Below are 13,319 nucleotides of genomic sequence, written 5' to 3' on the forward strand. Positions count from 1 at the left end.
CATGCTCAGCAGAAGCTAGATGTCCCTTAGTCGCGTCTCGGTCACCGCGGTGCGCAATCTGCACCCGGTGACCTTCTCCCCTTCCCCCCGCATCAACATCCTCCATGGCGCCAACGGCAGTGGTAAAACCAGCGTGCTGGAAGCCATCCACCTGCTGGGGCTTGCGCGTTCCTTCCGCAGTGCCCGTTTGTTACCCGTGATTCAGTACGAACAATTGGCCTGTACCGTATTTGGCCAAGTGGAACTGGCTGAGGGCGGACATAGCAGCCTGGGGATATCGCGTGATCGCGGTGGCGAATTTCAGATCCGAATCGACGGGCAAAATGCGCGCAGCGCAGCGCAACTGGCCGAGATCCTGCCGTTGCAACTGATCAACCCCGACAGCTTTCGATTGTTGGAGGGGGCCCCAAAAATCCGTCGGCAGTTTCTCGACTGGGGCGTGTTCCACGTGGAACCACGCTTCATGGCCACTTGGCAGCGCCTGCAGAAGGCCCTGCGGCAGCGGAACTCATGGCTGCGGCATGGTACACTTGACGCCGCTTCGCAAGCAGCCTGGGACCGTGAACTGTGCCTGGCCAGCGACGAAATAGATGAATACCGCCGCGCCTATATCAAAGCCTTGAAACCAGTCTTTGAGCAGACCTTGAGCGAGTTATTGGATCTCGAGGGGCTGACGCTGAGTTATTACCGGGGTTGGGACAAAGAGCGTGAGCTGAGTGCAGTGCTCGCAACGTCCTTGCAACGGGATCAGCAAATCGGACACACCCAGGCCGGCCCCCAGCGCGCTGATTTGCGCCTTAGATTAGGTGCACACAATGCTGCGGATATCTTGTCCCGCGGCCAGCAGAAGTTGGTGGTCTGTGCATTGCGTATCGCGCAGGGCCATTTGGTTAGCCAGGCTCGACGCGGTCAGTGTATTTATTTGGTGGATGACTTGCCGTCAGAACTCGACGAGCAGCACCGCCGCTCGCTATGCCGCTTGTTGGAAGACTTACGCTGCCAGGTGTTTATCACCTGTGTAGACCACGAATTATTGAGGGAAGGCTGGCAGACGGAAACGCCAGTCGCTTTGTTCCACGTGGAACAAGGCCGTATCACCCAGACCCACGACCATCGGGAGTGAAGGCATGAGCGAAGAAAACACGTACGACTCGACCAGCATTAAAGTGCTGAAAGGTTTGGATGCCGTACGCAAACGTCCCGGTATGTACATTGGCGACACCGATGATGGTAGCGGTCTGCACCACATGGTGTTCGAGGTGGTCGATAACTCCATCGACGAAGCTCTGGCCGGTCACTGCGACGACATCAGCATTATCATCCACCCGGATGAATCCATCACCGTGCGTGACAACGGTCGTGGCATCCCGGTAGACGTGCACAAAGAAGAAGGCGTTTCGGCGGCAGAGGTCATCATGACCGTGCTCCACGCTGGCGGTAAGTTCGACGACAACTCCTATAAAGTATCCGGTGGTTTGCACGGTGTAGGTGTGTCGGTAGTGAACGCCCTTTCCGAAGAACTGATCCTCACTGTCCGCCGTAGCGGCAAGATTTGGGAGCAGACCTACGTCCACGGCGTACCACAGGAACCGATGAAAATTGTCGGCGACAGTGAAACCACCGGTACCCAGATCCACTTCAAGCCATCGGAAGAAACCTTCAAGAACATCCACTTTAGCTGGGACATCCTGGCCAAGCGGATTCGTGAACTGTCTTTCCTTAACTCCGGTGTCGGCATCGTCCTCAAGGATGAGCGCAGCGGCAAGGAAGAGCTGTTCAAGTACGAGGGCGGCCTGCGTGCGTTCGTTGAATACCTGAACACCAACAAGACCGCGGTCAACCAGGTGTTCCACTTCAACATTCAGCGCGAAGACGGCATCGGCGTGGAAATCGCCCTGCAGTGGAACGACAGCTTCAACGAGAACCTGTTGTGCTTCACCAACAACATTCCACAACGCGATGGCGGTACTCACTTGGTGGGTTTCCGTTCCGCGCTGACGCGTAACCTGAACACCTACATCGAAGCGGAAGGCTTGGCGAAGAAACATAAAGTCGCCACCACCGGTGACGATGCCCGTGAAGGCCTGACGGCGATTATCTCGGTCAAGGTACCGGATCCGAAGTTCAGCTCCCAGACCAAAGACAAGCTGGTGTCTTCCGAAGTGAAGACCGCGGTTGAACAGGAAATGGGTAAATACTTCTCCGACTTCCTGTTGGAAAACCCGAACGAAGCCAAGCTGGTCGTCGGCAAGATGATCGATGCTGCCCGCGCTCGTGAAGCCGCGCGTAAGGCCCGTGAGATGACCCGCCGTAAAGGTGCGCTGGATATCGCCGGCCTGCCAGGCAAACTGGCTGACTGCCAAGAGAAAGACCCTGCCCTCTCCGAACTGTATCTGGTGGAAGGTGACTCTGCAGGCGGTTCCGCCAAGCAGGGTCGTAACCGTCGCACCCAGGCCATCCTGCCGTTGAAGGGCAAGATCCTCAACGTTGAGAAGGCCCGCTTTGACAAGATGATTTCTTCCCAGGAAGTCGGCACCTTGATCACGGCATTGGGCTGCGGTATTGGCCGCGATGAGTACAACATCGACAAGCTGCGTTACCACAACATCATCATCATGACCGATGCTGACGTCGACGGTTCGCACATCCGTACCCTGCTGCTGACCTTCTTCTTCCGTCAGTTGCCGGAGCTGATCGAGCGTGGCTATATCTACATCGCCCAGCCGCCGTTGTACAAAGTGAAAAAGGGCAAGCAAGAGCAATACATCAAAGACGACGACGCCATGGAAGAGTACATGACGCAATCGGCCCTTGAAGATGCGAGCCTGCACCTGAATGACGAAGCGCCGGGCATCTCGGGTGAGTCGCTGGAGCGCCTGGTCAACGACTTCCGTATGGTCATGAAGACGCTCAAGCGTTTGTCGCGCCTGTACCCTCAGGAGCTGACCGAGCACTTCATCTACCTGCCAGCCGTGAGCCTGGAGCAGTTGGGCGATCACGCCGTCATGCAAGATTGGCTGGCCCAGTACGAAGTACGCCTGCGTACTGTGGAGAAGTCTGGCCTGGTATACAAAGCCAGCCTGCGTGAAGACCGTGAACGTAACGTATGGCTGCCAGAGGTCGAACTGATCTCCCACGGCCTGTCCAACTACGTCACCTTCAACCGCGACTTCTTCGGCAGCAACGACTACAAGACCGTAGTCACCCTCGGTGCTCAACTGAGCACCCTGCTGGACGACGGTGCTTACATTCAGCGTGGCGAACGCAAGAAGCAGGTCAAGGAGTTCAAGGAAGCCTTGGACTGGTTGATGGCGGAAAGCACCAAGCGTCATACCATCCAGCGCTATAAAGGTCTGGGCGAGATGAACCCTGATCAGCTGTGGGAAACCACCATGGACCCTGCTCAACGTCGCATGCTGCGCGTGACCATCGAAGACGCCATTGGCGCAGACCAGATCTTCAACACCCTGATGGGTGATGCGGTCGAGCCTCGTCGTGACTTCATTGAGAGCAATGCTTTGGCGGTGTCTAACCTGGACTTCTGATCAGGCACATCAGCTAAAAACAAAAGGCCAACGCTTAGCGTTGGCCTTTTTTATTGGTCTGCAGACTCGAATTCTTAAATGCTCCACGTGGAACATCGGCGTACTCAATTTTGCGCGGCGGGTGTCACACTCTCCAACCGATACCCGTACCCATAGATCGTCAACAGCTGCCAACCGCGATCAGCTGTCAGCCCTAGCTTGTTACGCAGGCGGTAGATATGCGTGTCCAACGGCCGCGACGACACCATTTCTTCGTGGCTCCAGAATCGCTCATACAGGTACTCGCGAGACAACGGTCGGGCCAGGTTGGCAAATAGACAACTTGCCAAACGGTATTCTCGTTCTGTCAGGTTGATGGGTTTGCCCGCTCGGGTGACGGTCAGTTCGGCATCGTCGAACGTCAGATCGTTAAAGCTCTGCACTTCTTGGGTAGCCGACTTTTGCAAACCGTGGCGCCGCAGGACGGCGCTGACTCGGGCTTTGAGTTCGTTGGGCCGAAACGGCTTGCTGACATAATCATCCGCCCCGCTATTCAACGCCGTGACGATGTCACTCTCGGCATCGCGACTGGTGAGCATGATCACGGCAGGGGGCGATTCCATGTGCTCGCGAGTCCAGCGCAATAACGCGATCCCGGAGATGTCCGGCAGTTGCCAGTCAAGAATCAGCAGGTCAAAGGTTTCCCGGCGTAGCTGGCGCAGCAGGTCTTCACCACGTTCGAAAAAATGCAGCGACCAAGGCTGTTCAGCCGGGCCGGGAATCTGTCGCAGTGTCTGTTCCACCCGTCGCAACTCCGCGGGTTCGTCATCCAGTATTGCGACACGCATGGGTGGGGTCCTTCCTACAAAAAACGAGAGCTTGGATTTGGATAGGGGCACATGCTGTACAAATGCCGGCCTCTGAATCTGAATAATTATGGGCGGATTTTACGGTGCTCGTATCTCTCGATACGCTGAAAGCGCCGTAAACGCCACCCACTACGTCCTCAAAGAAAGATACCGGCTCCAGTCGGTCAGGAAAAGGGTCGGTGCCGATCGCCTCGCTGGTGCGTAATGCCTGCTTGAATGTGCGGTATCGTTCATTGCGCGGCCGCGGGAACTCCTCCAATGAGACCCAAATAAGCTTCACTGGTTTCAGAACACCGTATGCACTTCATCGCAACCCCATGGAGAGGGATCCTGGGCTTATGAAATCTTTACTCAATGACCATCGACTCCTTGGCACCCTTTTGGCGGTAGCCCTGTGAACCTATGGCGCAAAGCCGAGAAACGCCAACCTACCCAGGCGCAGCTTTTGTTTCATGGGTTGGTTCGTGAATGGCTGTTGATCGGTTTGGTGCTCCTGCCCTTCACCGCGTACTTATCCTTGAGTGCGGGGCTGGCACTCAACAATCCGCTCTATGACAGCCTGCGCCGCCTGACGCCGTTACCGGCAGATCCACGGATCGTTCTGGTGACCATTGATACGCCCAGCCTGGAAGCACTAGGCCCGTGGCCCTGGCCGCGCAGCGTGCATGCCGAGCTGATTGAACGCCTGAACGCCGCACAGCCAGCGGGCATTTTGTTTGACGTGATCTTCAGTGAGCCCGGCGACAATAATGACGACCAACAACTGGCCGATGCCGTCTGCAAAGCCGGCAATGTATTGCTGCCCATCGCCGGGGACAGCAGCGTCAGCCCCAAGGCCCAGGTAACGCCGTTGTCGCCACTGCTCAAGTGCGCCAAGGGCGTAGGGCACATCAACGTCGAAGCGGATAACGACGGAGTGGTGCGCAGCGTGTATCTACGTGAAGGCCCTCCGGGAAGCACACTTCCTCAGTTGGCGTGGCTCGCATTCGCCATGAACGAGCACGCCGAGACGATGCCGGGCCTGCCGCAAGAGCCGACTGGAGGTCACTGGCACCAGGAACATGAAATCCGTGTGCCGTTCACTTCGGAACCAGACCATTTTCCCAGTGTGTCCTACGTCAGCGTATTGCGCGGCGAGGTACCTCCCGAGTCGCTGCGTGGTCGCCTGGTTCTGATCGGCGCCTCAGCCTATGGCATGGCCGATCGTTTCGTGACGCCGCTCTCTTCCACCGTAGGTACTACAGCGGGCGTTGAGATCCAGGCGGACGTACTGAATGGTTTATTGCAGGGCCGCAGCATCGTCGATTTGCCCGGCTGGCTGGCGGCGTTGCTGGCAACGTCCCTGGTGGCCCTGCTGTTGGGCCTTCTGCTTGTGCGCCCACGCTACGCCCTGTGGATGACCTTGGCAGGCATGGCCGTGGCTTTGCTGGGCTCATGGGCCTTATTGCGCCTGGGCCACTGGTGGAGCCCCGCAGCGTGCCTGATCGGTTTGTTGCTGAGTTACCTGATCTGGAATTGGCGACGTCTGAGCGTGATCCTCGCCTACTTTGGCTGGGAACTGGCACGCCTGGATAACGAGCCCAAGGTGCTTCCGGAACGTCGTCGCGCGCCCGCCAGTAAGGGCGATGTGCTGCAAGGGCGGATCTTTGCCCTTGAACAAGCCGTCAGCCGTACCCGCGATACGCGGCGCTTTATGGCTGATGGCTTGGAGTGCCTGCCGGTAGCGACCCTGATTACCGATCCCCAGGGCAGTATCCTGTTGGCCAACCGCGTGGCCCGTGAAGTATTCGGCAATGACCTGGTCGGCGAAAACCTCGTCGAACAGCTCGCCGATCTGGGTTATCCCCCGCTGCATAATGGTGTACGCCCTGCCCTCTCGGCGCTGGAGCTGGTCGAGTTTCGCGATATCCACCAACGCAGTTTGCGCATGGAACTGGCCCCTTTGCTGCCTGCCGAAGGGGATTTCGCCCTCGGCTGGTTGTTGAGCCTGACGGACCTGAGCAAGGAGCGTGAAGCCCAGCAGCATCGCGAGACCATGCTGCGTTTCCTTTCCCACGACCTGCGTGCGCCGCATTCAGCGATCCTCGCCCTGCTGGACGTGCACAACGGGGAGTCCCCGGTGTTTACTCAGATCGAACAGCAGGTACGGCGAGCCTTGAGTCTGACCGAATCCTTTGTGCAATTGGCCAAGGCTGAAGCGGACGGTTACCAGTTCCAGCCCACCCTGTTTGCCATGCTGGTGATGGACGCTTTTGATCAAGTGGCGGTGATTGCGCAGTTGAAGGGCATCCATTTGGTCCACGACCTGGATGAGGCGGATGAAGCCATGGTCTATGCCGACCAATCGCTGCTCACCCGGGCATTGTTCAACGTGCTGGAGAATGCGATCAAATACTCCCCATCTGGCACCACCGTCAGGTTAAGGCATGGCAGTGCGCAAGGCTGGTTGGAATGCGGGATAAGTGATCAGGGACCGGGGATTGCGCCGAAGGATCTACCGGAGTTGTTCAACCAATACCGACGTTTCGATTCGGCCCAGGGCAGTGAAGGTCTTGGGTTGGGCCTGACCATGGTCAAGGCGGTAGTAGAACGGCATGGAGGGCGGATCGTGTGCGAAAGTGAGCTAGGCAAGGGCTCGACGTTTATCCTGCTGCTGCCGCTATTGGAGGACTGAAAAAGCGCCTTTTTGCTGTGCATAAAAAACCGGTCACAAGGACCGGTTTTTTTATGAAGAAAAAACTTATGCACGTTTTTCTGAATTTTATGAGCTTCAGAAATATGTAAGTAAATCAGATTGTTGTGAAGCAAAAAAGCCAATTCGCCAACAAAGCGTACACAGGTTATCCACAGATGCTCAAACGGCCGGCGTCTCCACCACCACCGGTTCCGGAGGCAGGGAGCCCATGGCCCGTTGCTGCGCCTCATTCCACGCCGCAGCGCGGTCGTTCAGGGCGGCGATGGCACGTGGTCCTTCGCCTTCTGCATACATCGGTTCGCCGATCACCACGGTGATAGTCCCTGGGCGTTTAGCCCAGCCAGTCTTGGGCCAGAACTTGCCAGCGTTATGCGCAATCGGCAGCACAGGCAGGTTGGCGTTGACCGCCAGGGCGGTACCACCGCGTGAGAACTTGCCCACTGTGCCGTAGGGGACCCGCGTGCCCTCAGGGAAGATCAGCACCCAGACGCCGTCCTTGAGCAACTCATCGCCCTTCTTGGCGACATGCTTGAGCGCTGCCTTGGGGTTGTCCCGGTCGATGGCGATCGGACGCAACATGGCCATGGCCCAGCCGAAGAATGGCACATACAGCAACTCGCGCTTGAGCACCTGGCTCAACGGCGAGAAATACGCAGAGAGGAAGAACGTCTCCCAAGTGCTCTGGTGGTTCGAGAGAATCACGCACGGCTGATCAGGAACGTTTTCAGCGCCCTTGACCTCGAAACGAATATTCAGGAACACCTTGCTCAGCCACAACGCGCAGCGGCACCAGTAGACGTTGATAAAGCGATAGCGCGCCTTGAAGGGCAGGAAGGGTGCAATAAAAAAGCTCAGGGTGCACCAGAGAAACGAACTGGTGCCCAGCAGCAGGTAAAAGAAAAAGGTTCTGATGGCCTGCAAGATCGACATGGCGGCATTTACCGTTGCGGGACACGGCCCGCCTGTTAAAAGCGCACTCCCGAACAGTCCTTGGTCAGGAAGTCGAGGGCGGCTAGTTGTTGATAAGTTCTGCGGCAACGGCCGCCAGATCGTCAAAAATCAAGGTGCCTACCGGCAGGTTTTTAGCCTGGGTCTTTTCGCCTTTTCCGGTTTTAACCAAAACTGGCTGAGAGTCGACGGCTTTGGCCGCCTCCAGGTCACCGAGGCTGTCCCCGACGAACCATATCCCAGCCAAGGGCACCTTGTAATGTTCTGCAATAATTTTCAACATGCCAGGCTTGGGCTTGCGGCAATCGCAGCCTTCGTCCGGCCCGTGGGGGCAGTAGACCACCAGCCCCACCTCACCGCCCTGTTCGGCCACTAACGTGCGCAACCGCGCGTGCATGGCGTCCAGGGTGGCGATGTCGTAGTAACCGCGGGCGATGCCGGACTGGTTGGTGGCGATGGCCACTGTCCAGCCGGCTTTGCTCAACTGCGCGATGGCCTCGATCGAACCGGGCAGCGGGATCCACTCCTCCACCGACTTGATGTAAGCGTCGGAGTCGTAGTTGATCACCCCGTCCCGATCGAGAATCAGCAGTTTCAACATGGTCAGCCCAGTACGGAGATGTCGGCGATATTGATGAACAAACCACGCAGGCGCGCGAGCATCGCGTAGCGGTTTTTCCGTACGCCGGCATCGTCGGCATTGATCATCACCGCTTCGAAGAACGCGTCTACCGGTTCACGCAGAGACGCCAGGCGTGCCAACGCTTGCGCGTAGTCACGCTCGGCGATCAGCGGCTTCACCGCGTTCTCTGCCTTGGCGATGGCCGAGTTCAGCGAGAACTCCTTGGCGTCGGCAAACAGGCCAGGGTCGACTTCGGCACTGCCGAGGTTATCGGCCTTGCTCAGCAGGTTCGACACGCGCTTGTTCACGGCGGCCAGGGCATCGGCTTCCGGCAGCTTGCGGAACGCTTGCACGGCTTGTACACGCTGGTCGAAGTCCAGTGCCGAACCCGGTTGCAGGGCACGTACCGACAGGTAGACGGAAACGTCCACGCCTTCGTCTTCGTAACGCGCACGCAGGCGGTCGAACACGAACTCCAGCACTTGCTCGGCCAGGCCGGCTTGCTTGACCTTGGTGCCGAACTGGCCGACGGCGAATACCACGGCCTGGGTCAGGTCGAGGTCCAGCTTCTTGTCGATCAGGATACGCAGCACGCCCAATGCCGCACGGCGCAGGGCATACGGGTCTTTGCTGCCGGTGGGCAGCATGCCGATACCGAAGATACCCACCAGCGTATCGAGCTTGTCGGCAATCGCCACAGCCGCACCCGTCAGGGTGGTCGGCAGTTCTGCACCGGCACCGCGTGGCATGTACTGCTCGTTCAGGGCCAGGGCGACATCGTCCGGCTCGCCGTCGTTGAGGGCGTAGTAGTAACCGGCAACACCTTGCATCTCAGGGAACTCGCCGACCATTTCGGTGGCCAGATCGCACTTGGACAGCAAGCCGGCACGCGCAGCCCATGCGGCATCACCGCCAATACGTGGGGCAATGTAGGCCGCCAGCTTGGACACACGCACGGCCTTGTCGTAGACGCTGCCGAGTTTTTCCTGGAACACCACGTTTTGCAGGCGCAGGTTGAAGTCTTCCAGCTTCTGCTTCTTGTCTTGCTTGAAGAAGAACTCGGCGTCGGTCAGGCGCGGGCGCACGACTTTTTCGTTACCGGCGATGATCTGCTGCGGGTCTTTGCTTTCGATGTTGGCGACGGTGATAAAACGCGGCAACAACTTACCGTCCACATCCAGCAGGCAGAAGTATTTCTGGTTGTCCTGCATGGTGGTGATCAAGGCTTCTTGCGGCACATCGAGGAAACGCTCTTCGAACGAGCACACCAGCGGCACCGGCCATTCCACCAGGGCGGTCACTTCGTCCAGCAGGCTTGGCGGCACGATGGCGGTGCCTTCCTGCAGGCGGGCCAATTCTTCGGTGCGCTTGCTGATCAGCTCGCGACGCTCATTGGCGTCGGCCAGCACATAAGCAGCGCGCAGGTCGTTGAGGTAGTTGGCCGGCGAAGTGATACGCACGCTTTCTGGATGATGGAAGCGGTGACCACGGGACTCACGACCGGCCTTCTGGGCGAGGATGGTGCAATCGATGACCTGGTCACCGAGCAGCATCACCAGCCATTGGGTCGGACGCACGAACTCTTCCTTGCGCGCACCCCAGCGCATGCGCTTGGGGATAGGCAGGTCGTTCAGGGAGTCTTCAACGATGGTCGGCAACAGGCTGGCGGTCGGCTTGCCGGTGATGACCTGGCTGAAACGCAGTTTCGGGCCACTTTGGTCGATCTCGCTCAGCTCTACGCCACACTTCTTGGCAAAGCCAAGGGCGGCCTGGGTCGGGTTGCCGTCGGCATCGAAAGCTGCCTGACGCGGTGGGCCGTCCAGGTTGATGTTGCGGTCCGGCTGCTGGGTTTCCAGCGCGGTCAGCAGCACAGCCAGACGGCGCGGCGCGGCGTAGACTTTTTTGGCTTCAAACTTCAGGCCGGCAGTCTGCAGGCCTTTTTCGATACCGGCCAGGAACGCATCGGCCAGGGTATTGAGTGCCTTGGGTGGCAGCTCTTCGGTGCCCAGTTCAACCAGGAAATCTTGAGCACTCATTGTGCAGCCTCCAGCTTAGCCAACACTTCATCACGCAAATCCGGGGTTGCCATCGGGAAGCCCAGCTTGGCGCGAGCCAGCAGGTAGGCTTGGGCGACGGAACGCGCCAGGGTGCGCACACGCAGGATGTATTGCTGGCGCGCAGTAACCGAAATAGCACGGCGGGCATCCAGCAGGTTGAAGGTATGGGACGCCTTCAACACCATTTCATAGCTTGGCAACGGCAGCGGCTGGTCGAGTTCGATCAGGCGCTTGGCTTCGCTTTCATAGAAGTCGAACAGTTCGAACAGCTTGTCGACGTTGGCGTGTTCGAAGTTGTAGGTGGACTGCTCCACCTCGTTCTGATGGAACACATCGCCGTAGGTCACCTTGCCGAACGGGCCGTCAGCCCATACCAGGTCGTAGACCGAGTCCACGCCTTGCAGGTACATGGCCAGGCGCTCAAGGCCATAGGTGATCTCGCCAGTGACCGGGTAGCACTCGATGCCGCCGGCTTGCTGGAAATAGGTGAACTGCGTCACTTCCATGCCATTGAGCCAGACTTCCCAGCCCAGGCCCCAGGCGCCCAGGGTTGGCGATTCCCAGTTGTCTTCGACGAAACGAATGTCGTGCACCAGTGGGTCCAGGCCCACATGCTTGAGCGAGCCCAGGTACAGCTCCTGGAAGTTGTCCGGGTTGGGCTTCAATACCACCTGGAACTGGTAGTAGTGCTGCAGACGGTTCGGGTTTTCGCCGTAGCGGCCGTCAGTCGGGCGGCGACTGGGCTGCACATAAGCGGCGTTCCAGGTTTCCGGGCCGATGGCCCGCAGGAATGTAGCGGTGTGGAAAGTGCCGGCGCCTACTTCCATATCGTAGGGCTGAAGTACCACACAACCTTGCTCGGCCCAGTATTGCTGGAGGGCGAGGATCAAGTCTTGGAAGGTACGCACGGCTGGCGTAGGCTGGCTCACGAAATTCACCTGTTACTTGGGCTGCGATTTAAAGAGCGGGAGTATACCCGATTCGGCCCCGCCACCACTCCCTGGAGCCTTATGCCACGCTGCTTTTGGTGTTCTGAAGATCCGCTGTACATGGCTTATCACGATCAAGAGTGGGGAACGCCGCTGCGCGATGCGCAGGGTTTGTTCGAGTTGCTTTTGCTCGAAGGGTTCCAGGCAGGCCTGTCCTGGATCACCGTTTTACGCAAACGCGAGCATTATCGGAAGGTGTTGTTCGGCTTTGACGCGCAGCGTCTGGCGCAATTGAGCGATGAAGAAATCGAGGTGCTGATGCAGGACCCGGGCATCGTGCGCAATCGCTTGAAGCTCAACGCTACCCGGCGCAACGCCGCGGCTTGGCTGGCGCTGGAAGACCCGGTGGGGTTGCTGTGGTCGTTTGTCGGCGGCAAACCCAAGGTCAATCACTTCAAGGATCGCAGCGACGTCCCGGCGATCACGCCCGAAGCCGAAGCCATGAGCAAAGCCTTGAAAAAGGCCGGCTTCACTTTCGTCGGGCCGACCATCTGCTACGCCTTCATGCAGGCCTCGGGCATGGTCATGGACCACACCCAGGACTGCGACCGTTACGCGGACTTGGTCAACGCCGGTTAGAATGCCGGCTTTGCGCACCACACACGATCAGGAGTGAACTGTGGAAAAGTTTAAAGGCGCCTTGCTGGTAGGCGCTCTTCGGTTGTTTGCCCTGCTGCCCTGGCGCGCTGTACAAGCCGTCGGCACAGGGATCGGCTGGATCATGTGGAAAACCCCCAACCGTTCCCGCGATACGGTGCGGATCAACCTCTCCAAATGCTTCCCGGACATGGACCCGGCAGAGCGCGAGCGCCTGGTGGGCCGCAGCCTGATGGACATCGGCAAGTCCCTCACCGAAAGCGCCTGCGCGTGGATCTGGCCGGCGCAGCGCTCCATCGACCTGGTCCGCGAAGTCGAGGGCCTGGAAGTGCTGCACGAGGCCCTGGCTTCTGGCAAAGGCGTGGTGGGCATCACCAGCCATCTAGGCAATTGGGAAGTGTTGAACCACTTCTACTGCAGCCAGTGCAAACCGATCATTTTCTATCGCCCGCCCAAGCTCAAGGCCGTGGACGAGTTGCTGCGCAAGCAGCGCGTGCAGTTGGGCAACCGCGTGGCGGCTTCCACCAAGGAAGGCATTCTCAGTGTGATCAAGGAAGTGCGCAAAGGCGGCCAGGTGGGTATTCCTGCCGACCCGGAGCCGGCTGAGTCCGCCGGGATCTTCGTACCGTTTTTTGCCACCCAGGCGCTCACCAGTAAATTCGTGCCGAACATGCTCGCGGGCCACAAGGCCGTTGGCGTATTCCTGCACGCCCTGCGCCTGCCGGACGGCTCGGGCTACAAGGTGATCCTGGAAGCGGCGCCGGAGGACATGTACAGCACCGACACCGCGACGTCCTGTGCGGCGATGAGCAAGGTAGTTGAGCGCTATGTAGGTGCTTACCCAAGCCAGTACATGTGGAGCATGAAGCGCTTCAAGAAACGCCCGCCGGGTGAGGCGCGGTGGTACTGACTCACCGCTGACCTCCAGCCCAATGGAGATCAAATGTGGGAGCTGGGGGGGGGGGGGGGGGGGGGGGGGGGGGGGGGGGGGGGGGGGGGGGGGGGGGGGGGGGGGGGG

10 protein-coding genes are annotated in these 13,319 nt (G+C 58.9%); 5 read left to right on the plus strand and 5 right to left on the minus strand.

What is annotated here, in order from left to right:
* Nucleotides 1–19: 19 nt before the first annotated feature.
* Together recF and gyrB are read left to right on the plus strand one after the other, a co-directional pair.
* Nucleotides 20–1,123, plus strand: coding sequence for a DNA replication/repair protein RecF (gene recF / locus AC1RAC_RS10275; RefSeq protein ID WP_003187251.1), 1,104 nt, complete (start codon nt 20–22; stop codon nt 1,121–1,123).
* A gap of 4 nt (nt 1,124–1,127) precedes the next feature.
* Complete coding sequence (gene gyrB / locus AC1RAC_RS10280) at nt 1,128–3,545, plus strand: DNA topoisomerase (ATP-hydrolyzing) subunit B (RefSeq protein ID WP_492616545.1); 2,418 nt, start codon at nt 1,128–1,130, stop codon at nt 3,543–3,545.
* A gap of 104 nt (nt 3,546–3,649) precedes the next feature.
* Here gyrB and AC1RAC_RS10285 read toward each other — a convergent pair whose 3' ends face one another.
* Nucleotides 3,650–4,372: a response regulator transcription factor gene (locus AC1RAC_RS10285; protein WP_057975200.1), complete on the minus strand. Its 723-nt coding sequence runs from the start codon at nt 4,370–4,372 to the stop codon at nt 3,650–3,652.
* Nucleotides 4,373–4,787: 415 nt separating this feature from the next.
* Between AC1RAC_RS10285 and AC1RAC_RS10290 the strand changes: the two genes are divergently transcribed.
* Nucleotides 4,788–7,067: a CHASE2 domain-containing protein gene (locus tag AC1RAC_RS10290; RefSeq protein ID WP_492616546.1), complete on the plus strand. Its 2,280-nt coding sequence runs from the start codon at nt 4,788–4,790 to the stop codon at nt 7,065–7,067.
* A gap of 180 nt (nt 7,068–7,247) precedes the next feature.
* Here AC1RAC_RS10290 and AC1RAC_RS10295 read toward each other — a convergent pair whose 3' ends face one another.
* From AC1RAC_RS10295 to glyQ, 4 genes are all read right to left on the minus strand, one after another.
* The gene (locus tag AC1RAC_RS10295) at nt 7,248–8,018 is read right to left on the minus strand and encodes a lysophospholipid acyltransferase family protein (protein ID WP_003187258.1); all 771 of its coding nucleotides are present in this window, start codon (nt 8,016–8,018) and stop codon (nt 7,248–7,250) included.
* Between the two features lie 82 nt (nt 8,019–8,100).
* Nucleotides 8,101–8,637 (minus strand): D-glycero-beta-D-manno-heptose 1,7-bisphosphate 7-phosphatase, encoded by a 537-nt coding sequence (gene gmhB, locus AC1RAC_RS10300; RefSeq protein ID WP_161793233.1) that lies wholly within the window; start codon nt 8,635–8,637, stop codon nt 8,101–8,103.
* A 2-nt stretch (nt 8,638–8,639) separates the two neighbouring features.
* The gene (gene glyS / locus AC1RAC_RS10305; protein WP_057975198.1) at nt 8,640–10,694 is read right to left on the minus strand and encodes a glycine--tRNA ligase subunit beta; all 2,055 of its coding nucleotides are present in this window, start codon (nt 10,692–10,694) and stop codon (nt 8,640–8,642) included.
* Nucleotides 10,691–11,644, minus strand: coding sequence for a glycine--tRNA ligase subunit alpha (glyQ, locus tag AC1RAC_RS10310; RefSeq protein ID WP_003187265.1), 954 nt, complete (start codon nt 11,642–11,644; stop codon nt 10,691–10,693). The genes glyS and glyQ overlap by 4 nt, the downstream gene beginning before the upstream one ends.
* 81 nt (nt 11,645–11,725) lie before the next feature.
* Here glyQ and AC1RAC_RS10315 point away from each other — a divergent pair, with 81 nt between their 5' ends.
* Both AC1RAC_RS10315 and AC1RAC_RS10320 read left to right on the plus strand, forming a co-directional pair.
* Complete coding sequence (locus AC1RAC_RS10315) at nt 11,726–12,283, plus strand: DNA-3-methyladenine glycosylase I (protein ID WP_003187266.1); 558 nt, start codon at nt 11,726–11,728, stop codon at nt 12,281–12,283.
* 40 nt (nt 12,284–12,323) lie between these two features.
* Nucleotides 12,324–13,211, plus strand: a complete 888-nt coding sequence (locus AC1RAC_RS10320) for a lysophospholipid acyltransferase (RefSeq protein ID WP_014716285.1) — start codon at nt 12,324–12,326, stop codon at nt 13,209–13,211.
* The last annotated feature ends 108 nt before the right edge of the window (nt 13,212–13,319 follow it).

It is taken from the genome of Pseudomonas sp. GW823-FHT02F05, from assembly GCF_058797315.1.